The following is a 22,992-nucleotide window of genomic DNA, read 5'->3' on the forward strand; positions in this document are numbered from 1 at the left end:
CTTTATTCTAGTTGATTTGACTATCTAATTAAAGCTTTAATTACCATATTTCCAATATTTGTTTATTAGAATTATACTAATACTGTTCTGCAAATCGATTACCTATAGAATTTGGAGGTAATCACATGAATAATAAACATTTTACATTTGAAGAACGTTCTATAATTGAAGATCTACTAAATAAGGGAGAAAAAATCCATAAGATTGCGCAAAAGCTTGGCAGACCTGACTCTTCTATTGTTCGTGAAGTACAAAGAAATAGATATGTCTGTCATACTGCTACAAAAGAGAAATGCGAGTTTCAGTTTGGTGCCGGTGCGTGTACAGTCATAAACCTATGCCAAAGCGGTAAATGCAGACATATGTCTTGTAGCGGTTGTGATGACTACTGTAACAGCGATAAATGTCCTGAATATAAGCCATACATTTGCCCTAAGCTACTAAAATCTCCATATGTATGCAATGGCTGCAGCGAAAATCCTTGTCGCATAAGTGCATTTTCCGCTAAATACAAGTACCAAGCCAGACGAGCTCAGATTGTCTATGAAGATAAGCTCAAAGAGTCTAGAGGCGGAATCACACTATCTGCAGAAGAAATGGAACAACTTGATAACTTAGTATCTCCTCTTCTTCTAAAAGGCCAATCTATAAGGACTATTTATGCAAATCATAAGGATGAAATCCCTTGCTCAGCTAGTACTCTCTATGAATATGTAGACCGCTGCTATCTCACCGCTAGAAACATAGATATGCCAAGGAAAGTCCGTTTTAAGCCTCGCTATAGCCACGGAAATCGACCAAAGAGCTTCCAGGACTTTGTATTCAAGAGAACCTACAATGATTTTCAAAAATTCATTGAGGATAAACCTGATTTAAACATTTGGGAATTAGATACTGTAATAGGTGCCATAGGCGGCTACAGCTTCATGACAATGCTACATCGTAAATCAGGATTTATGATTATATGTCTTCTGAAAGAACACAATCAAATGGCCGTAATTGAAGCTATAAATGACATATGTGATAAGCTTGGAATTAAGCTGTTTCAGAAGCTCTTTCAGGTTATTTTAGCTGACCGTGGGACAGAATTTGGTAATCCGTATGCTATTGAATGCGATAGAAATGGAGAAATCAAAACAAAGCTGTACTACTGTGACCCCTATTGCTCTTGGCAAAAAGGGATGCTTGAAAGAAATCATGAGTTTATTAGACAGGTTCTGCCAAAAGGGAAAAGCTTTAATGACCTTTCCCAATCTGACATTCATCTTTTGATGAACCACATCAACAATTATCCACGTGAAAGCTTAAATAATGTATCCCCATACGAATTAGCTAAGCTTCTTCTAGGTGATGAATTTTTGAAGGCTTTAAGTGCTGTCAAAATTGAACGTGATGACGTTGTTTTAAAGCCTTGGTTGTTGCGTAAACCTGAGTATTAATAAAAATTAATTCGAGTAAAGTATAACACAATTATCGGTTTGCAGAACTTAATGCAATATATGGATTCTACCCAGGCATTTAGCATTAAGTTCTGGAAAGCTTGTGTTAAAGGCCTTTTTGGTATGCTTAAATATTGAAAAATAAGGCTCTTAGATACTATTTTTCCGTTCCTGTCAACTAAAAAAGGCTACCACATTTTTTGCAGTAACCTTTGTAAAATCATGGTATATAGGATTTTTTGCATTTACCTCTGGAAATGACGTATAGTAACTTTTAGTTAGACAAATTGAATTTACAAAGCTTTTCCACCAGATACTTTGATTACCTGTCCTGTAATCATTCTTGCCTGTTTACTTGCAAGGAATAAAACAGTTTCTGCAATATCTTCTGGTTGAATTAAATTTGTGATGCATCTGTTGAAATATTGATAATTCTTCCATTATCACCACGATGATTAATAAATTCTCTTGTCATTAGAATACTTCCACGAACATTAACTGCAAATGTATCATCTATCACCTTTGAAGTTATGGTTTCTATAGTATCGCAACCAGTTTCATCATCTGTCGCAGCATTGTTAAATAAAATATCAATTCGTCCGTATTTATCAAGAACTATAGAATAAACATTTTTCACATCGTCCTCGTTCGAAATATCACTTTCTAAAACAATATAATCGGCACCCATTTCTTTGAGTTTGGATTCTACAGCATCTGCATTTCCTGCATTTGCTCCATAATATCTATCTACGCCATTTCTATCCATTTTCGTTGCATCAAATGGTCTATCTACCTTCTTATATACCAAAACCACTTTCGCACCTTCACGAGCAAAGGCAATAGCCGTTGCTGCCCCAATCCCCCATGGATTATTTGCTCCTGTAATTATAGTCACCTTATCTTTTAATCCGTAATCAATCATTTATATCACTTCATCAAATCTCGATTGTTTAATGGACCTCTAACCCCGTCCTCTAAGGCTCCTTAAAATTCATAGAATTATTCTGCCATCTGACTTTCGAATTCAAAGCTTCTTTCATAGATTCCGCCATGTTCTTTGGTTGGTCTAATTAATTTCAACATATTCCGCCCCCTATAAACTGCAAGATTTGTTAATTTAACTGTCTTCAATTATACAGAATCCTCATCCATCAATGAACACACAATTCAAAAATTGGTAACAAAAAAATTTCACAGGCTCTACTTGCTGAATAAATAGGTATAACCATCTATAATTATTGCTCTTAGTTATACCTATTTAGATTCAATATAATGTCTCATAGCTCACTAAAAGGTATAACCTTCCATAATATCCCTCGCTGGTTATACCTTTTTGACTTCAATATAATGTCTCATTGCCCACCAAAAGGTATAACCCGCCATACATTTCCACTCTAGTTATACCTTTTTGACTTCAATATAGTGTCTCATTGCCCACCAAAAGGTATAACCAGCCATAAATTTCCAAGCCAGTTATACCTTTTTGACTTCATATTAATCCCTCATAAATTATATTAACTATAAGACAACCTGATTGCATTTATGGGTGCAAAAATAAGCTAAACCTTTTGCATTGAGTGCAAAAGATGGTTCATAAAGATAGATATAATGAATAACACCGCCCTAAGTTGAGAGTTGAGTTGCAATCTAAGGCGGTGTATATTAACGATATTTTATTCATAATGTCCGCGACATGAAATTATACGTATATTTTCGTTCTCAAAATCATAAACAAGGCGGTCTACATCATTTATTCTACGGCTCCAAAATCCACTGAGGTTTTCCTTTTTAACGGTTCAGGTTTTCCAATACCATTATATGGATCACGTTGGGCATCTTTTATTAGTGAATTAATTCTTTTTAAAGTCTTTTTATCTTGGGTTTGCCAATAAAGATAATCATCCCAACCTCTGTCTTCCCATAGAATCCCCATTAATCTTCAGCCTCCAGTAGTTCATGTTCCTCAAAGTGAGCTTTTCCTGTTTTGATATCATTTGCGATTCCTTCAAGATATCTTATATTTGATTCAGAATAAAATGGATCTGCAGAGACTTCAAATGGAATTCTGTGTTCCCTAGTCATTTTTTTGGCAAAAATTGTAAAGGCAGTTGTCATAGACATGCCAAGTTCATCACAAAGTGCTTCCATATTTTTCTTTAAGTCAGAGTCCATTCTAAAATTAACATTTACTGCGTTTGCCATTTTAAAAACCTCCATAGTTTTTCTATTATCTTAATTTGATTATATCATGAAAGCGTAAAAGCGTAAAAATGCAAGACACATCATTACAATGTAATGATGTGTCTTGCATTTGTTGCAATAAAACATTTATGTGCAAAACTTAAATTATACGCATAGATTAATATCTAAACTGAGGCAGTGCCCTCTTTAAATGAAGATTTGTCATTTGACACATAACATATAAAATGTGTGACACATAACGTATAAAAAGGTACAAAGGGACCTATACAATTGGTGCATCAATTATAAGAATCGATGCTTTCACGATAGTTTCTAAATTAATGATACCTAATTAATGACGGCTTTTTATTTTTTATGTGTCAAAACGACATCTTTTTATACATTATGTGTCACAAATATTAGTATTCTATTGACACATAAAATATAAAAAGACATCAAAAAAGCCCGCAAATGCGAGCTCATGTATAGCTATTATTTTATAAACTATGTGTCAAATGACACCCATTTACTTTGCCGACACTCTCATAAATAAAAGGAGCTGGAATATATAATGTCTCCAACTCCTTTACTACTTTATATGTATTTAATTGTGGCAACTTCCGTGACCGTGTCCATGGCAGCTATGTCCGTCACCATGTTCTTCATCATGATGTGAACAGTTTGCTTCACCTGAAGCTGCAAGTGTACCGGCTAAGAATGCATTTACGACTTCATCAGTGTTCCCGCTTGCACCTGCGTATAACTGAATGCCTGCCTCCTGAAGAGCCATTACAGCGCCACCGCCGATACCACCACAGATAAGAACATCTACTTCAGCAAGATTAAGAACACCTGCAAGAGCGCCACAGCCCTCACCATTAGTACTTACAACCTCAGAGTTAACAACCTTGCCATCTTCGATATCGTATACTTTGAACTGCTCTGTTCTTCCAAAGTGTCCAAACACATTTCCATTATCATAAGTTACTGCTACTCTCATTGTATTTACTCCTTTTGATTTCAAGTTATTATCAAAAAAAGCTTGGTTTCTATCCATCTCTACATTACCACCGGATATACGAATTCGCTTTCCCTCTACAAGTGCAATTGCTATTTTTCTTCTAGCACTCTCATACATAGCTGTAACAGTTGTTCTTGCAACACCCATGCTATTTGCACAATCCTCTTGATTCATACCTTCAGCATCTAGAAGTTTCAAAGTCTCATACTCATCTAGAGTAAGGGTGATTGTCTCCAACTGAGGATTCTCTGAATTCTCTGGAACAAAGCTATAGTAATCTGGAAATACACGTATTTTTCTACATTTTGGTAATCTAGGCACAATAGAACCCTCCCACTTTTTTGACATATGTCAGCTATAATTTATCATCATTACTGACATATGTCAAATTTATTATGTGCTTTTCTTTTACCATATTCCCATTATATACTGCATCAAAAGGCTGACAACTGTTATTCCGATCCAGCAAAAGCCGCCAAGCAAAATCGGCTTCCCACCTGATTTAATTAGTTTGATTATGTTACTGTTCAAGCCAATAGCAGCCATGGCCATTATTATAAAGAACTTGCTAAGTTCCTTAAGTGGCTTAAAAACATAAGAAGGGACACCTGCTCTCAAGCAAATAGTTGTGATAATTGAAGCAATCACAAAGAAGACTATGAACATCGGAAATGCTCTTCTAAAGCTAAAGCCATTTGTCGAACTTCCATCCTTTTTTGCTTCCCTTGCCCTCAGATACGCAAGTACCAGTGTAATAGGTATGATAGCCAGTGTTCTTGTAAGCTTGACCGTAACTGCCTTATCAAGAGTCTGATTCCCCAGGTTCCACATACTATCCCAGGTTGATGCAGCTGCGGTGACGGAAGAAGTATCATTAACTGCAGTTCCCGCAAAAATACCGAAAGCCTCTCCTGTTGTGATATCAAAACCTATAAGCTTTCCCAGCGAAGGAAAAAGAAGTGCTGCCAGCACGTTAAAGAAAAATATCACAGAAATTGCCTGTGCCACTTCATCATCATCCGCATCAATGACAGGAGCCGTAGCTGCTATTGCTGAGCCGCCGCATATTGATGAGCCAACTCCGATAAGAGTAGCTGTGTTTCCTTTGATATTCATAACCTTATGAAGAATCCATGATAGGATAAGCGATGTTGAAATCGTGCAGATAATTATAGGAAGTGACTGTTTCCCGGTCTGAAGAACGACCGAAAGATTCATACCAAATCCAAGGAGGACAACAGCCTCCTGCAGAATTATCTTTGATGTAAACTTTATTCCATCAGCCGCCTTCCCCTTGTCATTCCAGAACAGGGCTATTATCATGCCCAGAATGATTGCAATCACCGCTCCGCCAACGACAGGGAAGCGCTTTCCCAGGAGCCATGAAGGAACTGCAATAGTGAAGCATACTATTACTCCCATGTAATTCTTTTTCAAAAAATCCATCTCAAGACCTCTCTCTCTTTTTAATCTGTTCTTTCGCAGGTCTTATTCTATTCTGTCTTTTGAAAAAGATAAAATTATATATTATTATATATCCATAAATATTTCTTATCGTTAGGGAGGACTGATTATGCTGGATTTCAGGATAGATACCTTTCTATGTGTTTGTAGGCACCTCAATTTCACCAAGGCGTCTAAGGAGCTGAATATTACTCAGCCCGCTGTTTCTCAGCACATACATCATCTTGAAAATGAATACGGGACAAAGCTGTTTACTCAGGATGGAAAAAAACTTTTTCTAACTGATAACGGAAAACTCCTGTATAAAAAAATGAATCAGATAAAAAATGATGATGAAAGTCTCAAAGAAATACTTTCAAAGAATAACCATGGCTTAAAAGACATCTCTTTTGGTGTCACCATGACCATAGGAGAATACATAATTGCTGATCCGATCAGTGATTACATAAAAAATCACCCGGATACTAATCTTAAGATTACATTTGGCAACACATCGGAGCTTCTTAAAAAACTCTCCGACGGTGTTATAGATTTTGCACTTGTAGAAGGATATTTCCCTGAAAATGATTATGAAACGCTGCTTTTTAGCAAAGAAGAGTTCGTTCCTGTCTGTTCGGCAAAGCACTCTTTCAATCAGAAGCCACGCGTGATAAAAGATCTCTTTCCCGAGCGAATTCTTATAAGAGAACCCGGTTCAGGAACGCGCAATATATTGGAAAGAGCTCTTGCCCTGAACAATTACTCCACAAGTGATTTTAGGAATTTTACCCAGGTGGAGAACATGCATGCCATAATAAGCCTTATTGAAAAAGATTGTGGCATCACCTTTTTATATAAAGCAGCGGTTGCATCAGGACTGCAGTCCGGATATCTGAAAACAATCCCCCTTGACGACTTTAGGGTAAAACATGATTTTACCTTCATCTGGCCCAAAGATACTGTTTTCAGTGAAGAGATCCGTGCAATATGTGAGGAAATACAACCTATAACTCATTCTGCATGAAGTTCATGTTCTTTTTCATAAAGCTTGTTATCCTGCCGTCTCATGAAAATCATCCGGGACAGAAAAAGAATCAAGCTACTTCCTACAAAAATCTGAATCGGATATGTGATTAGTACGCTTTCAGATATTATCATGCTCAGCATGGTAATAGCGCCAACCGGTGGCATATACATCTTAGTAAAATGAATAACGATAAGCATACCACTTGTAGCAACAATTGCTGAAATCGTAATAGGAAGCCCTATCCAAATAGCAAAGAAATATCTTGAAATCACACCAATTATGGCACACACAGTTATCACTGCCACCGTTTTGACTGGCATATTTCTTGTTTTGTTCCTTGGCCTGGAAAACTCAGTAAATGCCACAAGTAACGGAGGGGCCACAACAAATCTATAACCCGTTTTGAATGCAACACCGGCTATTACTGTCACACAAAGGATTCTAATGGAAGTATCTACCATATCGTCCCTGGAATTCAGCATCACAGGAACATATTCCTCATCTGCTCGGATTCCCTGAAATAGAAAAAGTTTATGAAACAATATTACAAGTAATGTCAGTACAAATGCAGCTATAGGATACAATATACTTGTAGTATGCATCATCACCGGGAGCACTATTGCTGAGACAAATGGTGCAAACGTGGTTCCTGAAAACATAAAGATTACCTGAGCGATTGTGAATGCCAAAATCACTTCGATATACGTATCAAACGGAACAAATCTTACAATGCACACTCCTATTATTGCACAGCCTGTTATCAGTGAAAGCATACGCTTTCCATTAACCTTCCAGCTTCTATTTTTTGCCACCATATATCCAACTGCTAATGCTGTTATCTCAGGAAATATAATCTCCTTCTCATTTAAAGTTTCTGCAAATAGTGTCATCAGCGCTACTAACAGAACTGTACAAGCGTATGGTATTATTCTCTTGACTCTATACATATTCTATAAAAAACATGCAATCAATGTGATGATCGCGATTCCTCCTTAGTCGGTGTTTGTTTTCCATCATTAGGAATAACAGCTGGAGCCTCTCTTTTAGCAATAAAATCAGCTGCATGTTCCCTAATAGTTTCTAGTCCCTTTACTTCTATATAGTCTAAATCCTTTTGTTTTAAATGAAAACTTGTCCTAAATTTAGAATTGCCCAGCCGTGTAAACAGCTGAGCAAACCACTCTTCTCTTGTCATGTTCCTATTACTTAAATATTCCTCCAGCGATATCCTTGATTTCTTTCATATCAATCTTTCCATCTGCTAGAGCATCTTTTACTTTTTTTACGTCTGCTTCATCAACCTTTACACCAGCTTTGTCTAATAACTCTTTTGCCTGATTAACATCTGCAGACTTAAGCTTGTCTAAAAGGTCCTTGTTACCTGCTACCTTAGTAATAATATCCTTAACATCCATTTCAAAAACCCCCTTTTTAAAATGATTTTATAGTTCATATTCTACATGAGTTGTTGTATCCACGAAAGGTACAATAGCACCTTTGTGGCAGCAAGACGAAGCTCATGCTTTTGATATTGTTTTAAAGCCTCTTCACTCTCAAAGATGGCTTCTGCTGTTACATCGCCATTTGATGAGCTAAGACATTCTGTGCACACTACAATGTTTTCAAGTCCTGGAATATTACCATTTAATCCCTCAAGCTTTGTCTTTATGTTTGCCTTGATTGCTCCTAAGTTTGGGCCAAAGCACTTGTCCTGTAACTTCCAGATTATGACCTGTTTTATCATTTAAATAATTCTCTCCAATTTCTATCTCTAATGGCTATTAGTTTATCACTTAAGTGAATTTTGTTCCACCTAGTATACCAGCCTATAAATATTTACTATAACACATGGAATTGTAAATATTTTGGTATGAGTATGCGATCATACAAAGAATTTTTACACAAACCTGTGATACAATAAGTCCGTTAACTATAGAAATATGTGAGGTTAATATGGGATTATTTAATAAGGATGTAAAGAACGAAAATAAAGTATCAGATATAAGCGCTACAACAGAAGAATCAAGAGTCAATAAGAGATTATATCTTGTAGACTATGAAAATGTATCAGATGCCGGACTTGTTGGTGTTGATCAATTATCTAGCAACGATATTGTTATAATTTTTTATGGTTCAAAGGTAAAAACAGTTGCATATGAATCGCTTATAGCTATAACTAGCTCTTCAGCAAACATAGAGCATGTAAAAGCCGAAAAGACTGCAAAGAATTATTTAGATTTTCAATTAACAACATATCTTGGATACAAGTTAGGCCTGAATTCTTATGATGAAATTTTTGTTATCAGTAAAGACTCAGGATTTGATGCCGTAATAGATTTTTGGACAGAAAAAGGATATTCAATAAAACGCCAGGAGTCGATTGTAATAAAAGAAAAAGTGATTGAAGAGAAATCTGAAGAACAGCTAAAGGCTAGACCAAGAAGAACTTACACAAGAAGGACTGGAAATTCAGGAAGGACAACCACAAGAACAGTACGACAAAAAGTGGTAACAAAAACTCAGGCAAAGAAACCTAGAACTACTACTCGACCTAATGTTACAGAAAAGCAAAAAGCTGAACTCAGAGCTGCACTTAAGGGTGCTGAGCTAAGTGCACCAGACTATAAGAAAGTATATGATGCATTTGCATCTTGCGAAAATGCATCAGCTTACAATAATAAACTTCAAAAATCACTTGGCAATGATAAAACTAGTGCAAAAAACACCTCCGAAGAGGTGTCTTTCAATCTAATACTATTGTTCTGTCTATTCTTGGACTTTTGTCATCTCGAAGCTTGCAGTGAAAGTCTTGCCATCTTCGCCTTCGCGCAGAGCTGTCCATTTCATTTTGTCACCGTCAATTGATATCTCCCACCATTCGCGATTCTCTTCACCATTTTCTGTCCAGCGTGTGCAAAGAAGATTTCCTGCTACAAAATACTCATTCATCTCGTCAGCGCTTGGCACCCAGTTTTCGTCGTCCTTTACGTAGTAAACGAATGTGCCGTCGTCTTTATATTCCCAGCGGTGATCCTGGCCATCATCAAATACCGACCCTTCGCTTGTACAGTGGCCCTCCCATGTACCGAGAATGTCTTTGCTGTAGTCGTCACTTACCTTAACAAAGGTAACGTTATATTCTTTAGCTTCCGGATCAGTTCCGTTTAGCGTATGTGTGAATTTTTTATCGGCAGTAAATTCATCGGCGCTTATGTTACTGATAGTGAATTCGTGTACAAACGACTCCTCCTCAGAGTTCCTAGTTGTAATAGTTACAACATTACCATCGATATCTACTTCACTCTTTTGATTATAATAAAATGGAGCTTTGTCACCAGCAGCAAGCGATACGCTTGTATAAGCCTCTGTAGCTGAAACTATATTATATACGCTCTTTTCATCGGTCGGCACAGATTCCCCGTCAGCCTCAGACTTTATCCATGTTCCGATAATATCCTTTTCGATTTGCTCCTGTGTCACTTCAGCTTCGGTAGTTTTGCTGGATTCATCAGGCTGTTCCTGACTCTCTTTGGAACATGCTGTAAAAATTAATGCACTACACAGGACACATGCAAACAGCAGATATAACACTTTCTTCATAGGTTTTCCTCCAATATATATACTAATGCGTTAATATTCCTAGCCTGATCCTACCTTACCTAAATTGTAACGTAGGAAAAATACATGTCAAGAAGGAGATAGTTCTTGATATAAAAGTGGTATTTTTTCAGAACGCTTTTGCCCTTCACTATCAAGTAATGATGCAGGCTGCTCACCATATTTGGCGACATATAAGAAAGGGTTAGGGCCACCATCATCTATAGTGGCATAATAGTGGGCATTGCATACAGGACAATTAAAAGGTCCTAGATTTCCATACCTACCTTCATTAGTTTTTATGAGAATCTCATTATTGCATTCTTTGCATTTATATAGATAGCCATAGTGTTCTTGGTTTATTGTTACAGATGGCCTATCTTTTACTGACTCTTTTATTTTTTCAAGCTCTGATTTTTTTGTTTCATATTCGGCACTCTTTTGTTGTTCTTTTTCTTCATTGAGTTTTTTTATAAAGGCAACAAGCATATCGCCTTGCTTATAGTCATAATTTGTAAGTGGGTCTATAAGTACTAAAGTAGCCTCAAATTCTTTGATTCCAATACATTCTTTCAGTTTTTCCAATGCTTTTTCTGCACCAGCACCACTTTGGCAGGCAAAGGCTGCTATTTTCTTTGTAGCTAAAACAGGTGTATTTTTAATAAATGTTCTAAGTGGTGGTGCAAAGTTACTTGCCCAAACAGGAAAGCCAAAGACTATACGTTCATAGTCGTCTATATTTATAGCGTAAGGCTCAAGTTCAGGAGTTTCAGCCATGACAGCACTTTTACCGCCCCAAAAGAATTTTTTAAATCCTTAATTTGGATATTCTTTTTTAGGAACTAACTCTAGTACGTCAGCACCGATACCTACACGAAGTTCTTCAGCGACATATCTAGTATTGCCCTCCAGCGAAAAATAAACTATTAGTGTTTTGTCCATATTAATTATTTCCCTATTCTCCATCAAAGATGTGTTTAATTGTTTTCATTTAAAACCTCGTTCCACACTTAGGGCAAAAATCAAAGTCTTCAGATGTCTCGTAGCCACAGTTATTGCAGTGTTTAAAGAAGCCTCTACCTTGGCTTACTTTATTTAAATCTTCTGGCTTGATTTGTAGGTCTTCTCCTGAAGCTATTCGCTTACCTATTTCAGGATTAAGTTCGTATATACTGCCACAGCAGCTCATCTGAACATAATATCTTTTATTCCATTTAAAAGTTGGGATAAAGAAAAGAGACAGAACTGTATAGAGCATGAAGACCTGATATCTTCCATATTTTCCGCAACTATCGCATATGACAGTTTGGCTAAAGTCAAAGTCTTTGCGACCATCAGTAATTCCCATAATAAAAAACATAACGATTCTTCCTTTAGTAAATCTTTTCTATTTCTTCTTTAATATCATACATTGCCTTAAATGCAGCTAAATCATCTTGGTCTTTTATAAGCATTATTTCCTCAAAGGAACCTGTTGTAATATCCTTAAATCCAGCTACGTGTTCGCCAGTGCAAATGCTAGCTTTAATTACAGGTTTCTTTGTGGTTTTATCGTATGTTTTCTTTTCTACTTTTTTCTTGAAAAACATAAGATTTGTGGCTCCTAATTTAATCTCATAATATTTTTATTGAACTTATCCTCTGGTAGAAAACTTCTATAGAATTTTTCATATAGATTCCAAACGTCATCCTTATTCTCAAACTGAATCTTTCCAGCTTCTAAGATTATGTATTTTACTCCAAAGCAATCCACGCGACGACCGGTATCTCTACAGTTATTGCGCAGATAAAAATTTAGGCGTCTACTTTGAAGTTCTTTTTGAGATTTTTCCTTTGTATATGCAGGGTCTTCTACTTCTCCGAAGATTCTATCAGCGTTTTCAAGATAATCATCTATTATAGCAAGAAGGTTTGCACCGATGCCTTTATTTCTACATTCTGGAAAGATAGCAATGTAATCTATTAAATAGCTATTATCTAGCTTTACCATAAAGGTATAGCCAACCATTTCTTCTTCATCGTACAGACCAAAGCAATCGTAGAAGCTCTCTTTCACCGATTTAAGAATCATGTTTAGTGGCTTTAACTCATCCTTTGGAAAATCGATTACCATATGATCGTGATAAAGGTTTGATATTTCTGTTGAATCAAGTAGTTTAAGTTGCATTATTATTTCCTTATATATGTCTAATCACCTCAAATCTTTGCAGACTGATTGGTTCATTTTCAGATATACCACCCTTTTGCCTTGCAATAGATATTTGTTGTGCTACAGAAGTTACTCCATCTAGATCCGGAAGAAGTAATCCTCTTTTATGTCCGCTACTCACTATTACGCCATATTTTTTTACGTCTAATTCATCAGGTGAGTTGATAGGCTCTGGATCAGAAAGTACATCGACATTTATTTCTAAATCAGGTATTTCCTCTGGACTTATAGGATTAAATCTAGAATCTCTTGTTGATGCACTAATAGTATTTTGAATTATTTCTTCTGCTACACAGCTTGTAGTAGGAAGGATGGTTCCAATGCAGCCTCTTAAGCGACCTGATTTATGAATGGATACAAAGGCACCAGCCTGTTTTTCTATTAATTCACTCGGTAAATCCTTTGGTAAATCAAGCACCTTGTTGTTTAAAATGTAGCTTTTTAATGACTGCCATGCTAAGTTGACATATGCATCAGAGGAATGATTTGTTTCACTTATGGATTCTTTTAGCTTTGTTATATAGTGCTCTCTAAAATGGCGCTCATCGTTTTCACCTATGGGATAAAAGGATGCAATACCATAACCTACTCCAGTAACATCTTGGTGAGAATAGACTTCAGCTTTAATCTCTTTTCCATCTAATGCACCTGCCATAATAACAAATGAACGATGCCCACATTCGGCAGCCTTTTCACAGAAATCTTCTTTGAAATCAAACATTTCATCAAAGGCAGCACGTTTTGCCACATCCATGATTCTTTCATCATAAACTGGCCCTTCCTTTGAAAAACCATAAGGTCCATAGTCTTGTAATTTGTGAGATAAATCGCCACTGGCCACGAAGACTACTCTTCTATTTGTATCAGCTACAGCTTTTTGAATCATTTGCCCGAAGCGATAATGATCAAGTAAGCCAAGTCCAGATAGACCGATTCTAACTATTTTGCCACCCTTATATTTATTTCTTATAAACCATAGAGGAACCATGGTGCCATGATCAAGCTCTGGGTCTCGTTCACCTAAAGTTCCAGCAGGGAAGTTTTCTTCATAAGCAATATCATTAATTGCTTCCACTAACTTCTCATCATACTCTTCGTTAAAAGAAACCTCTGGTGCATTAAAACTAGCGAATGAACCTTTCGCACCATTACCTGGAGAAATATGGAAATAGTCAGAATACATGATGCTATGTGGGCTTGTGATAATAATAGTTTCAGGTGCAATCTTTGCTATTTCATCAGCTACTCTTTCATAAGCATCAGTTGTTTTTTGAATTTGTTTTTCACCACCTCTTCCAACAGCTGGGACAATTAGTGGTGGATGTGGAACCATAAATGCTGCTTCTATTGCCATAGTCGTTTCCCCCTTAACAGTTTCCTGTATAAACGTATGTCAAATGCTTTTCAGCTATAGATTTTAGATGATATATAGTATCAACTGGTGTTGCTTCTTTATATGTCATATGAAATCTAGGAAAAAACCTAGATATGTGAAGCGGTATGTTTTTATCTAGTGATGCAATCCATGAACTAAGTTCATCCATTTCCTCGTCTGAATCATTTTCGTTTGGTATCACTAATGTGGTTAGCTCCACATGGCAGTGCTTTACAGCTTCTTTTATAAACTCCATTACCATCTTTCGATTTCCAAGTAAAATATCTTCATAGTAATGGTCTGTAAAACCTTTTAAGTCTATGTTCATGGCATCAATGTAGTCAAAGAGCTCTCTTACAGTCTCAACATCTGCCATTCCATTTGTTACAAGAACGGTTTTCAAGCCCTTTTCTTTTAAAAGCTTTGCCGTATCAAGCACGTACTCATAAGAAATAAGTGGTTCATTATATGTAAAGGCTACACCAATATTTCCACTTGCTTTTTGTTCTTCTGCTACTCTTACAAGTTCAGCTGGTGAAACATATGTTGCTTTTCTTTTAAAAGATGCTACCTCATCACCCCATGAAATATGATAGTTTTGGCAAAAAGGACATCTTAAGTTACAGCCATAGCTTCCAACAGAAAGTATCATGCTACCTGGAAAAAAACGATTTAAAGGTTTCTTTTCTATTGGATCTAAAGCAATAGATGTTAGCTTTCCATAATTATCAGAGATGACTGAGCCATTCTTACACGTCCTTACCTCACAAAAGCCAAAGCTTCCATCGGCAATGTTGCATTGTCTGAAACAAAGGTTACATTTTGCCATAACTATATCCCCCGATTAGTTACACTAATTAATTGTCTATGATGTTATATTATCAGTTTTTAATATAGTTAGATATAGAATAATGGCAAAAGTAAATTTAGAGCTGTTATTAAGTGACATATTTTATCCTCCCTTATATCTATTAAAATAGAAAAACTGGAGGAAGACCTTATAAAATCTTACTCCTGTCCTTTCGATTAATTGCTACATAAATAACATAAAAGAGAGCGTGAAAAAATGTGTCCCCCATATACTGTTGACCGCCGAATTCTAATTACCGCAGACGACAAGTCTGCGACAAACTGAAATCTTTAGCCAGCTCCTTTAACTCTTACTATGTGTCGCTTTATGCGACACTTTGTTTATTGATTTGTAAAGATAGAACGTGATTCGCCCGCCATTCGCATCCAGCCAGAGGCAAGCGTCCTTTCCATTACAAACTGCCGCATCTTTATAATCTACTGAGTTAAGAAACATGAGCTCATGATTTCCAATCAAAAGGTCCACGTTATTATGCTTCATTATGTATTGAAGAATCTGAATACTATCTGGGTCTCTGTCTATTGCATCTCCAAGACACCACAAAAAGTACTGATTAGAAAAACCAATCTCCGACAATTCCTTCAAAAAAGATCATAATAACCATGGATATCTGAAACCATATCAACGCCCCTACCTTACCAGTGCAAATACCTCTAATACTTGCTCCCAATTTAATATGTCATCTCCTGCTGGGGAACACCAATTATCCCAAACCTTACCTGCCTTTTCCTCACTGCCAGAGATAATGCTACTCAGGTCAAGAAGTTTAACATCTTCCTCAGTTATCTCCTCATCACTGATTTTTCTCAATCGATAAAGAGGAGATAGCTTCGGCTCATATGTGTGCCATTCAATATCCTTATATAATCTTCTGTGCTTAAGTGGAGTTAAGCTCCACTCGTTGGTTCCTGGATATTGAAAAACAATATTAGGAAAACAACAATCAAATTGGTCTCTTGATTCCAATATCATCGCATGGAAAGGAGGACCAAATGGACGACAATCTATTAAAACAATGTCTCCTGGCTTATAAGGTGTTCTAAAATCAAGATCAATACTTCCAGCACCAAATTCACAGTTTTCGGGCATATAATATGTATTCCCATGCTCTTGTTTCTCTGGTATCAGCTTTTCAAACCAACATATTTTCCCCCTATAGTAATAATAATCATATCGAGGTCTTTCCCAATTAACATCGTAGTTATCCCACGCCTCCATGCGATAATATCCTTCATCAGTATCATTATCTAGTTCTTCATTTTCAATGTATTCTTCGATTGCTCTTTCAGAATAGAATAAACCCATCGGAGCAGATTTAAGATGTAGTTCATCAGTATCGTACCATTCACTAAAAAGCATCCGTGGGATATTCTGATCAAAATCACCAACAATAAAATGTATTGCGTCTAATAGGGTATTCCGTCTGTCACATAATTCTTTCCAGATTGTTTCGTCACCGCCAAATTCAGCCAATGCAAGAATATCATGTTTGATAGTTTTCATATTATTTCCCGAATGTACATTTTTTTCTACAAATGCAAACACTTCATACTTCAGATTTCTCTTATTTTCCATTAAATTAAAGATAAAAAGCTTCTTATCAAGCGTAATCGGAGCCCTACTAATGATTTCCAACAAAAGAAATGGCTCTTTAGCTAATTCTGGAGCAAGAAAGTCTACCATTTCAACTGAAAAATCACAATAGTTTAAAATCCTACGTATATCAAAATTCGTAAGTGCATTAGGTTTACCAACATATCTTTTTAAATCACTCGGGGTGTTTATTACTATCCATCTTTCGTCATTTAAAAGATATAATTCACACGGTTTTTTTAACAGACTTAAATAGAACATCCTTAAAAATGTTTCATCACTTTTGCCATCCCAAATTGCAAGCCCCACATCCGCATCCTCTACCATTTTAAAATCCCTATCTATTTGTTGCACAGATTCTGCTTTATTATTATTTGTAAAAATCTTTTCCTGCCAATAACCAGATTTGCATTTAGGGCATTGATTGGTTCTAGAACCATAGACTGTAACATTTTTATATCTAACAGCTGCCAAGTAATTTTGAATTATTTTATTAATTCCACCACAATCACCTACCAATATAGTATCTTCGAAAGATATAAGCTCATCGATGAAACTACGTAAATTAGCAGGAAGTACCCATTCATCAGAAATTACTTGACTAAGGTCATTTGTTCCAAAAATAAATACATTCATATATTCTCATTCAATTATTACTTTCTAATTATGTTTCATTTCCTAGGATACATTATTTAGTCCCTATATGTTCCTCTATGTCAATTCTATTTCTAGATGAAACGAATGCATCCATCTTATTAAAGCAATAGGGTTTTCATATATCCTATTTCCAGCAACATCTCCTACTGCCTGTACTCCATCGCTAGTAAATTTTATGGATACATCATTATCCATAGTCATACACTCCAGCATATATTCATCACCAGAATCCCTAGAAAATGTTATTTTCGATGGATGTAGGAATCTAACATCTTCATTTTTGCACTCTCCAGGTAGAATCATGGCTGTGAAGCATATATTATAAATATTTGCAGGATCAGCATTCCAATTATGATTCGAATAAAAATATGTTAGAAAATAGCGATACACTGTTTCTGCGTATTCAATAGAATACTCAATACTAAAGGCGTCTCCGTAGTGCCATTCACGGTTCATATCATAAAAATAATTGGTTAATCTATCGTATAGTTCAAATTGGGCTGGATCTACAATTTTAGGAATATTTACAGAATTATTGTTCTTATTTGTGATTTTTCTAAACAGAAAATTTACTGATGAAAAATCGTCTGTCATATACCATTCGTCCTTGTTAGTACCTATTTGAAGGTATTTATTTATCCATTTTTTGTTGGCAATTGTTCGATTCTCCTCTTCAAATATAAGTTCTATTCTTTTCCCTTCAGCTATTTTGTACAACTCTCTCAGTGTAGGGAATATCACATCTTGCCCTTCTAATTTAGGATACTGCTCCAAAATTTTAGAGAGACATATTTCTTTGTCAAAACACGCCCGACTGAGTACAGTGTCTCCTAAATATAAATATTTACCCTTTCCAGAATCATCACTCAAAAATATAATTTCTTTATATTCATAGGCATATTTTAGATCTATTTTTTCTGCATTTGTTATAATTGCAAATTCTCTTCTTGCCGTTATTCGATTAAGGACAGCTTCTATCATCTTGTACACTGTTAAACGCATACACATTTGTGCATCAACTCCCCTCTAAAAAAAGTTATGACCGTCATATTTACTTACCGTTGTCTTCTCAACAAATATAGCGCAAGCTTTCTCTAGAACAATAGTTGCTATATTTTTTTCGAGCTTATTTTCTTGATTATCTATATACCAGTTACCATCTTTAAAATAAACATATAAAATCTGGTTCTGTAATTCTGATGAATGCCATTTAATTACAATGTTTCCATGCTTTGTATCTAATTCATCAATAATAACCCTATGTATCGATGAATCCGGTTTTATACTTTTTCCATCAATAGAAATACTTTTTCCTACCCTGGAATAATTATCATCCTCAAAGAAAGCATTATATCCTGAATATATTAAATCAAGTAGCGTTCTATCACCTTCAAAAAGATATTGTCCTTCTTCATCAGAGAGTATCAAAACACGACCGTTGTTATCTAATATATCTTTACAAACACTCCAAAAGCATTTTTTAGTATTTTCTGTTAGGAGCATTCCTGTTACATGATCAATAACAAGAAATGAAACTGCTTTAATTTTTTCTTTTACTTTTGAAATCTCATCTTCCAGCTGGTCAAACGTCATATATTTCATTTTTCCATTCAAATTATCTTCCAAAGTATTATTACATAAACATCTAGCCACTCTGCTCATCCGAGCTAAGGACTCTTCCCCATACGTATACAAATACAAAAGAGAATAATCTTTTTTTCCAATTGCAAAATTTTTAAATATGTTGTACGTTTCAGTGTCTTTTTGTTTTTCCAGATAGGCTTTACAATCATTTTCAGCAGAATCTTCCAAAACTAGATTCTTAAAGATTTTAGAAAAATCTTCACCTATAGGCCAATGCCCTTCATCTACATAAAGGCAGTTACACTCAACAAAATATTTATTAGTAGTTGATGTATCAGTGATGTCATCATCTCGACCGAGAATTATATGGATATTACTTAAAGCATCTTCTTTTTTGTTTAACCATACAATAGCGTTTTGTATATTCTTTTCTATTACTTGCTTATATTTATAATTTGAAAGTTGATTATTCCAATATCTAGAAGCTGGATACGATGGATTGATAAGAATTGTTCTAGTTTTAGTAACCATGCCAAGATAAACAGCAAGCACGCCACCAAAGCCATGACCTACAATTAAATCATAGTTTTGTGTCATGATACTAATTAGTATTTCAGCAGGATTTGAATTAATGTCAAACGGAATTGAATCTATCATCGTATTATCGAAATACTTTAATAGCTCATTATAGTAAATGTTCTTACTATCATCCTTATAATCACATAAATTTAATATTAACATTCCTTCATTACCATCCTTTCTTACAGCATAATTCCCCCTTAATTACCACCATACTGCTGGCATGATTAATGTGAATATTTCAAATGCTGCCTGCAGATATTCCATACCTTTTTCTTTTGTTGAAAAGCTAGCTGTAAGCACAAGCCCCTTTTCTAGATAATCTGTCATTGTCTCCATGGCACCTATTTGCTTTGAATTGCAATAGAGCTTATGAAAATAGTTACTTGTAATCTTTCTCTCCTTCTTAGTGTTTTCAATAAGAATAGGAATATTAAAGGTATAGGATGTATAATCAACCACCTTAGGCGCTATTTTCAAAAACATTTTCATACGTTCGTAAAGACAAATAGCTGCTGATTGCCATAATTCATACGTTTCTCGCTCATCAAAACCGTATTCTTTAACTTGATTCTTAAATTTTTTAATATCCCCCTTCGAATAGGAACCCATACCTCCATCTCCTGGCTCACACTGATAATGAAGAGTTATATCATTTTTTGTTTCCAGCTTCTCTATATATTTATGATGATTCATTTCTCTCACTCTCCAATTCATCAAACATTCCAACTATATCTTCATGTGAAACAGTTCTAGCATCATCGACAACAACAATTCTTCTAATACCTACGCGATTTAATATTTCCATAAATTCGTCGAAGTTTTTGGGGCCATTATTGTTATTACTCATACTCAAACCTCCTTGTTTAAATGCTTGTTTTCACTAATCTATAACTTTTGCTTTATCAATGATTAATTCAAGCAATTTCTTGCCAAAAGCTTTATCTTCATTACTATCCATGCATTCTGAAGAAATAGTCCAACCAAACTCTGAAGAATAACTGATATCATACTGTCCAAAACCTATACTAGAACTCCAAGAAATGAGTAATCCATCTCCTATAAATTCCACTTCATCTACTTGAAGATTTATTTCATTCACATCATGTTTTCTCATACGTACTACCTCCTAAAACTACAATTCTCTAAAAAATTTATATCTACCTGTTTGGTAATATAAATATAAAAAAAAAGATGGGTAAAAATACTCCCATCTCTATGATTTGTTATAAAATTCTTTTCATTTGTTCTTATAGCAGTAACTCATCTATAGCGTTGGTTATACACCGTAAATTCATTCTTTTTTCTTACCTTATCAAAACAATATCTTTGCGGTGTTGCTTAGCATATTGAATTGTTTCTTTCGTTCCTCCAGGTGCTCCTGTATAAACCGCAATTAATCGTTTGGAATGATCTACCATCCATTCATTGCGTTTAAAAAATGCACTCCTACCAGGTCTGTCACATACAAAAGTTACCCCGTTAGCCGCCTTTAGAACAGCATGATATCTTTTGTGCCATTCCTTCTCCCATCTATTTTCCATACCACGGAATGCCACAGCTGAGAAAAGTCTGATTCCTTTATTTTTCATCTCGCTCCTGACTTTAAGCACAATCTCAGCAGCCCAAAGATCCACACCTCTTTGCATACCAGAAATAAAATCGGTATAACCATCAGCTACAGCCTTTCTAATTTGATATTCAAGCCATTCCTGGACTTTATCTTCTGGCATATCCAGGCGTTCCGGCCTGTGCCCTGTAAACGATACAGCTCGTTCTATGTCTATCTTCAACATATACCTCTCCTTTACTTTTTTTGTAACATTAGTATAAAAAAAGAGATGGGCAAAATTATTCCCATCTCTAAGATTTGTTACAAGATTCTTATTATTTGTTCGTAAAGCAGTAACTCCTCAGCAGAACACTGCTTATTATCATGGTAATGACCAAAAAACCACTTTTTAAAACTAACACTTTGTTTTATATCTTCAAGATAATTAGTTTGTTTGTCTGGTTTATATTTACCAAAGCTAAACATTGCTTGAGTAGATGAAGCACAGCAATGTGTAACGATAAAATCAACAGTATTATCGTATTTACGTAGGCTATCCAATCCCTCTGCCATTTCCTCTGTGCTTGCCAGTTCTTGTTCCCACCAGCTAATATGATTAATACGATATGGAATCCATTCCCTATCTAGATGTTTCTTTTTCTTATGAAAGTCAGGCATATTCACATCTAGAATTCCACCATCTATGTCATGGCTGCTGGCTCCACCAAAGGTAAAGAACGTTTTGTCATCAATTAGAAAGATTTGCCCTCTCATCAAATGAATTACAGAATCCCTTATCTTATGAACTTTTCCACCATGCCAAACTTCAACTGGATATGAATATAATCTGTCGAAGTTTTCATGGTTTCCATCAATAAAAAGAGTAGTAAACGGCTTATCCTCTAGCCAATCCATATTGTACTTTTCTTGACGTGATTCCTCATCTTTTGCCCAGACTCCGCCAAAATCTCCACAGATAATGACATAATCGTCTTTAGTCATTTCTTTTTGCTCTGGAAAATTCTTAGTACTAAATCTTCTAAAATCCGAATGACAATCGCCTGTTACAAAAATCATATCAGAAGGTACCTCCAAAACTAATTACCCCAATTCCATCCCGTTGCATCATAACAATATTTATAATGCTTGGAATTATCTGTAATCCATTTTATATTATCTGCGACTGCCTGCAAATCAAAAGTCTTGATAATAAGTTCTTTTGATTCATCATCTTCAAAAATTATAGGATTTGCAAATATTCTTACCTTGCCATTTTTAATTTCAACTCTGCCACGAGGGTAATAATTGTATGTATGTTTGTTAGAATCCTTTTGTTTTTCCCATTCTATCTTATGATTATAGTTTTCTCCAGATTTCGAGCTGAAATAGGCTTTTTCCAGAGGGGTACCATTGATGTCACACTCAACCATCACAGGATATAAATTGTAATAATACAGATTATCGTCACCGTAGACCTTTTTCCACCAGAAGATTCCTTTTTTCATTTCAGATACTCCATCTACTACAATATATTTATGGTTAATACCCCTTACAGCCAGTAAGGAATTATCCATCTTGTTGCTTAGCTGTATAATGGTGGAGCAATCGGTATGTCGGCCTTCCTTCTTGGACTTAGCGTCCGTTAAATAGACTGATAACCAGCTCCTCATTTGCAGCGTTCGTTTTATGCAGGTTGAACTGCCTTGGGTACGTTCGTGTCACACCACAGTAGATAGAATAGGCAATGAGTAAAACTGGTACTTATCCATTGCAATAATCTTAAGGAGTGACAAATTTATGAACGCAGTAGGTATCGATGTTTCTAAGGGAAAAAGTATGGTTGCAATCATGAGACCTTTCGGTG

28 protein-coding genes and 2 pseudogenes are annotated in these 22,992 nt (G+C 35.6%); 3 read left to right on the forward strand and 27 right to left on the reverse strand.

The window, feature by feature from the left end; genetic code table 11:
- Positions 1-125: 125 nt before the first annotated feature.
- The gene (locus T498_RS0112600) at positions 126-1,439 is read left to right on the forward strand and encodes an IS30 family transposase (protein ID WP_028236230.1); all 1,314 of its coding nucleotides are present in this window, start codon (positions 126-128) and stop codon (positions 1,437-1,439) included.
- Positions 1,440-1,732: 293 nt separating this feature from the next.
- On the opposite strand, the gene T498_RS17310 is transcribed toward T498_RS0112600, so the two are convergent.
- The 6 genes and pseudogenes from T498_RS17310 to T498_RS0112630 all read right to left on the reverse strand — a co-directional run bounded on the left by T498_RS17310 (position 1,733) and on the right by T498_RS0112630 (position 6,087).
- Positions 1,733-1,849, reverse strand: coding sequence for an SDR family oxidoreductase (locus T498_RS17310; protein WP_081779768.1), 117 nt, complete (start codon positions 1,847-1,849; stop codon positions 1,733-1,735).
- On the reverse strand, positions 1,837-2,361 hold the full coding sequence (locus tag T498_RS0112605) for an SDR family NAD(P)-dependent oxidoreductase (protein ID WP_028236231.1): 525 nt from the start codon (positions 2,359-2,361) through the stop codon (positions 1,837-1,839). Before T498_RS0112605 ends, T498_RS17310 begins: the two co-directional genes overlap by 13 nt.
- A 751-nt stretch (positions 2,362-3,112) precedes the next feature.
- A pseudogene (locus T498_RS15795) lies at positions 3,113-3,372 on the reverse strand (Txe/YoeB family addiction module toxin).
- Complete coding sequence (locus T498_RS0112620; RefSeq protein ID WP_028236232.1) at positions 3,372-3,641, reverse strand: type II toxin-antitoxin system RelB/DinJ family antitoxin; 270 nt, start codon at positions 3,639-3,641, stop codon at positions 3,372-3,374. The pseudogene T498_RS15795 and the gene T498_RS0112620 overlap by 1 nt, the downstream one beginning before the upstream one ends.
- A 583-nt stretch (positions 3,642-4,224) precedes the next feature.
- Positions 4,225-4,962, reverse strand: coding sequence for a NifB/NifX family molybdenum-iron cluster-binding protein (locus T498_RS0112625; protein ID WP_028236233.1), 738 nt, complete (start codon positions 4,960-4,962; stop codon positions 4,225-4,227).
- Positions 4,963-5,049: 87 nt separating this feature from the next.
- The gene (locus T498_RS0112630) at positions 5,050-6,087 is read right to left on the reverse strand and encodes a YeiH family protein (RefSeq protein ID WP_028236234.1); all 1,038 of its coding nucleotides are present in this window, start codon (positions 6,085-6,087) and stop codon (positions 5,050-5,052) included.
- Between the two features lie 127 nt (positions 6,088-6,214).
- Here T498_RS0112630 and T498_RS0112635 point away from each other — a divergent pair, with 127 nt between their 5' ends.
- On the forward strand, positions 6,215-7,108 hold the full coding sequence (locus T498_RS0112635) for a LysR family transcriptional regulator (RefSeq protein ID WP_022762002.1): 894 nt from the start codon (positions 6,215-6,217) through the stop codon (positions 7,106-7,108).
- On the opposite strand, the gene T498_RS0112640 is transcribed toward T498_RS0112635, so the two are convergent.
- The 4 genes and pseudogenes from T498_RS0112640 to T498_RS0112655 all read right to left on the reverse strand — a co-directional run bounded on the left by T498_RS0112640 (position 7,096) and on the right by T498_RS0112655 (position 8,855).
- Positions 7,096-8,058, reverse strand: coding sequence for a hypothetical protein (locus tag T498_RS0112640; RefSeq protein ID WP_155951071.1), 963 nt, complete (start codon positions 8,056-8,058; stop codon positions 7,096-7,098). The genes T498_RS0112635 and T498_RS0112640 overlap by 13 nt on opposite strands.
- A 44-nt stretch (positions 8,059-8,102) precedes the next feature.
- Positions 8,103-8,306: pseudogene (locus tag T498_RS15800) on the reverse strand (DUF4186 family protein); the annotation flags it as partial.
- Between the two features lie 7 nt (positions 8,307-8,313).
- Positions 8,314-8,526 carry a hypothetical protein gene (locus T498_RS0112650; RefSeq protein WP_028236236.1) on the reverse strand — a complete coding sequence of 71 codons (213 nt, stop codon included), beginning with the start codon at positions 8,524-8,526 and terminating at the stop codon, positions 8,314-8,316.
- A 41-nt stretch (positions 8,527-8,567) separates the two neighbouring features.
- Complete coding sequence (locus T498_RS0112655) at positions 8,568-8,855, reverse strand: Dabb family protein (protein ID WP_028236237.1); 288 nt, start codon at positions 8,853-8,855, stop codon at positions 8,568-8,570.
- Positions 8,856-9,064: 209 nt separating this feature from the next.
- On the opposite strand from T498_RS0112655, the gene T498_RS16795 reads away from it, so the two are divergent.
- Positions 9,065-9,976, forward strand: a complete 912-nt coding sequence (locus T498_RS16795) for a PIN domain-containing protein (protein WP_155951072.1) — start codon at positions 9,065-9,067, stop codon at positions 9,974-9,976.
- Here T498_RS16795 and T498_RS0112660 read toward each other — a convergent pair.
- From T498_RS0112660 to T498_RS0112740, 17 genes are all read right to left on the reverse strand, one after another.
- Complete coding sequence (locus T498_RS0112660; RefSeq protein ID WP_028236238.1) at positions 9,878-10,711, reverse strand: hypothetical protein; 834 nt, start codon at positions 10,709-10,711, stop codon at positions 9,878-9,880. The two genes, T498_RS16795 and T498_RS0112660, sit on opposite strands and share 99 nt — an antisense overlap.
- 87 nt (positions 10,712-10,798) lie before the next feature.
- The gene (locus tag T498_RS16800) at positions 10,799-11,485 is read right to left on the reverse strand and encodes a flavodoxin family protein (protein ID WP_197019966.1); all 687 of its coding nucleotides are present in this window, start codon (positions 11,483-11,485) and stop codon (positions 10,799-10,801) included.
- 39 nt (positions 11,486-11,524) lie between these two features.
- Positions 11,525-11,650 carry a hypothetical protein gene (locus T498_RS17125; RefSeq protein WP_256380495.1) on the reverse strand — a complete coding sequence of 42 codons (126 nt, stop codon included), beginning with the start codon at positions 11,648-11,650 and terminating at the stop codon, positions 11,525-11,527.
- 49 nt (positions 11,651-11,699) lie between these two features.
- Positions 11,700-12,068 carry a zinc ribbon domain-containing protein gene (locus T498_RS0112670; RefSeq protein WP_028236239.1) on the reverse strand — a complete coding sequence of 123 codons (369 nt, stop codon included), beginning with the start codon at positions 12,066-12,068 and terminating at the stop codon, positions 11,700-11,702.
- A gap of 13 nt (positions 12,069-12,081) precedes the next feature.
- Positions 12,082-12,297 (reverse strand): hypothetical protein, encoded by a 216-nt coding sequence (locus tag T498_RS0112675; RefSeq protein WP_028236240.1) that lies wholly within the window; start codon positions 12,295-12,297, stop codon positions 12,082-12,084.
- A 14-nt stretch (positions 12,298-12,311) separates the two neighbouring features.
- Complete coding sequence (locus T498_RS0112680) at positions 12,312-12,875, reverse strand: GNAT family N-acetyltransferase (RefSeq protein ID WP_028236241.1); 564 nt, start codon at positions 12,873-12,875, stop codon at positions 12,312-12,314.
- A gap of 10 nt (positions 12,876-12,885) precedes the next feature.
- Positions 12,886-14,271, reverse strand: coding sequence for an AmmeMemoRadiSam system protein A (gene amrA, locus T498_RS0112685; protein WP_028236242.1), 1,386 nt, complete (start codon positions 14,269-14,271; stop codon positions 12,886-12,888).
- Positions 14,272-14,284: 13 nt separating this feature from the next.
- A complete protein-coding gene (amrS, locus tag T498_RS0112690) occupies positions 14,285-15,121 on the reverse strand; it encodes an AmmeMemoRadiSam system radical SAM enzyme (RefSeq protein ID WP_028236243.1) in 837 nt (278 codons plus the stop codon).
- Between the two features lie 672 nt (positions 15,122-15,793).
- The gene (locus tag T498_RS0112700; RefSeq protein WP_028236245.1) at positions 15,794-17,392 is read right to left on the reverse strand and encodes a hypothetical protein; all 1,599 of its coding nucleotides are present in this window, start codon (positions 17,390-17,392) and stop codon (positions 15,794-15,796) included.
- A gap of 75 nt (positions 17,393-17,467) precedes the next feature.
- On the reverse strand, positions 17,468-18,421 hold the full coding sequence (locus T498_RS0112705; protein ID WP_028236246.1) for a hypothetical protein: 954 nt from the start codon (positions 18,419-18,421) through the stop codon (positions 17,468-17,470).
- A gap of 18 nt (positions 18,422-18,439) precedes the next feature.
- Positions 18,440-19,738: a YqiA/YcfP family alpha/beta fold hydrolase gene (locus T498_RS0112710; protein WP_028236247.1), complete on the reverse strand. Its 1,299-nt coding sequence runs from the start codon at positions 19,736-19,738 to the stop codon at positions 18,440-18,442.
- Between the two features lie 42 nt (positions 19,739-19,780).
- Positions 19,781-20,272, reverse strand: coding sequence for a hypothetical protein (locus T498_RS0112715; protein WP_028236248.1), 492 nt, complete (start codon positions 20,270-20,272; stop codon positions 19,781-19,783).
- Positions 20,259-20,426 (reverse strand): hypothetical protein, encoded by a 168-nt coding sequence (locus tag T498_RS16805; RefSeq protein ID WP_155951074.1) that lies wholly within the window; start codon positions 20,424-20,426, stop codon positions 20,259-20,261. The genes T498_RS0112715 and T498_RS16805 overlap by 14 nt, the downstream gene beginning before the upstream one ends.
- 33 nt (positions 20,427-20,459) lie before the next feature.
- Entirely contained in the window at positions 20,460-20,693 is a 234-nt protein-coding gene (locus T498_RS0112725; RefSeq protein ID WP_028236249.1) for a hypothetical protein, read from the reverse strand.
- A gap of 190 nt (positions 20,694-20,883) precedes the next feature.
- Positions 20,884-21,372, reverse strand: coding sequence for an SLOG family protein (locus T498_RS15815; protein WP_028236250.1), 489 nt, complete (start codon positions 21,370-21,372; stop codon positions 20,884-20,886).
- Positions 21,373-21,449: 77 nt separating this feature from the next.
- Complete coding sequence (locus T498_RS0112735) at positions 21,450-22,205, reverse strand: metallophosphoesterase (RefSeq protein ID WP_028236251.1); 756 nt, start codon at positions 22,203-22,205, stop codon at positions 21,450-21,452.
- A 20-nt stretch (positions 22,206-22,225) separates the two neighbouring features.
- On the reverse strand, positions 22,226-22,633 hold the full coding sequence (locus tag T498_RS0112740) for a hypothetical protein (RefSeq protein ID WP_028236252.1): 408 nt from the start codon (positions 22,631-22,633) through the stop codon (positions 22,226-22,228).
- Positions 22,634-22,992: the final 359 nt, after the last annotated feature.

This window comes from Pseudobutyrivibrio sp. MD2005, from assembly GCF_000621865.1.
Lineage (GTDB): Bacteria > Bacillota > Clostridia > Lachnospirales > Lachnospiraceae > Pseudobutyrivibrio.

Coding starts and splice junctions, on each gene's coding strand:
- T498_RS0112600 (WP_028236230.1), top strand. CDS start 126: ATGAATAATAAACATTTTACATTTGAAGAACGTTCTATAATTGAAGAT.
- T498_RS0112605 (WP_028236231.1), bottom strand. CDS start 2,361: ATGATTGATTACGGATTAAAAGATAAGGTGACTATAATTACAGGAGCA.
- T498_RS0112620 (WP_028236232.1), bottom strand. CDS start 3,641: ATGGCAAACGCAGTAAATGTTAATTTTAGAATGGACTCTGACTTAAAG.
- T498_RS0112630 (WP_028236234.1), bottom strand. CDS start 6,087: ATGGATTTTTTGAAAAAGAATTACATGGGAGTAATAGTATGCTTCACT.
- T498_RS0112635 (WP_022762002.1), top strand. CDS start 6,215: ATGCTGGATTTCAGGATAGATACCTTTCTATGTGTTTGTAGGCACCTC.
- T498_RS0112640 (WP_155951071.1), bottom strand. CDS start 8,058: ATGTATAGAGTCAAGAGAATAATACCATACGCTTGTACAGTTCTGTTA.
- T498_RS0112650 (WP_028236236.1), bottom strand. CDS start 8,526: ATGGATGTTAAGGATATTATTACTAAGGTAGCAGGTAACAAGGACCTT.
- T498_RS0112655 (WP_028236237.1), bottom strand. CDS start 8,855: ATGATAAAACAGGTCATAATCTGGAAGTTACAGGACAAGTGCTTTGGC.
- T498_RS16795 (WP_155951072.1), top strand. CDS start 9,065: ATGGGATTATTTAATAAGGATGTAAAGAACGAAAATAAAGTATCAGAT.
- T498_RS0112660 (WP_028236238.1), bottom strand. CDS start 10,711: ATGAAGAAAGTGTTATATCTGCTGTTTGCATGTGTCCTGTGTAGTGCA.
- T498_RS16800 (WP_197019966.1), bottom strand. CDS start 11,485: ATGGCTGAAACTCCTGAACTTGAGCCTTACGCTATAAATATAGACGAC.
- T498_RS17125 (WP_256380495.1), bottom strand. CDS start 11,650: ATGGACAAAACACTAATAGTTTATTTTTCGCTGGAGGGCAATACTAGA.
- T498_RS0112670 (WP_028236239.1), bottom strand. CDS start 12,068: ATGTTTTTTATTATGGGAATTACTGATGGTCGCAAAGACTTTGACTTT.
- T498_RS0112675 (WP_028236240.1), bottom strand. CDS start 12,297: ATGTTTTTCAAGAAAAAAGTAGAAAAGAAAACATACGATAAAACCACA.
- T498_RS0112680 (WP_028236241.1), bottom strand. CDS start 12,875: ATGCAACTTAAACTACTTGATTCAACAGAAATATCAAACCTTTATCAC.
- amrA (WP_028236242.1), bottom strand. CDS start 14,271: ATGGCAATAGAAGCAGCATTTATGGTTCCACATCCACCACTAATTGTC.
- amrS (WP_028236243.1), bottom strand. CDS start 15,121: ATGGCAAAATGTAACCTTTGTTTCAGACAATGCAACATTGCCGATGGA.
- T498_RS0112700 (WP_028236245.1), bottom strand. CDS start 17,392: ATGAATGTATTTATTTTTGGAACAAATGACCTTAGTCAAGTAATTTCT.
- T498_RS0112705 (WP_028236246.1), bottom strand. CDS start 18,421: ATGTGTATGCGTTTAACAGTGTACAAGATGATAGAAGCTGTCCTTAAT.
- T498_RS0112710 (WP_028236247.1), bottom strand. CDS start 19,738: ATGTTAATATTAAATTTATGTGATTATAAGGATGATAGTAAGAACATT.
- T498_RS0112715 (WP_028236248.1), bottom strand. CDS start 20,272: ATGAATCATCATAAATATATAGAGAAGCTGGAAACAAAAAATGATATA.
- T498_RS16805 (WP_155951074.1), bottom strand. CDS start 20,426: ATGAGTAATAACAATAATGGCCCCAAAAACTTCGACGAATTTATGGAA.
- T498_RS0112725 (WP_028236249.1), bottom strand. CDS start 20,693: ATGAGAAAACATGATGTGAATGAAATAAATCTTCAAGTAGATGAAGTG.
- T498_RS15815 (WP_028236250.1), bottom strand. CDS start 21,372: ATGTTGAAGATAGACATAGAACGAGCTGTATCGTTTACAGGGCACAGG.
- T498_RS0112735 (WP_028236251.1), bottom strand. CDS start 22,205: ATGATTTTTGTAACAGGCGATTGTCATTCGGATTTTAGAAGATTTAGT.
- T498_RS0112740 (WP_028236252.1), bottom strand. CDS start 22,633: ATGAAAAAAGGAATCTTCTGGTGGAAAAAGGTCTACGGTGACGATAAT.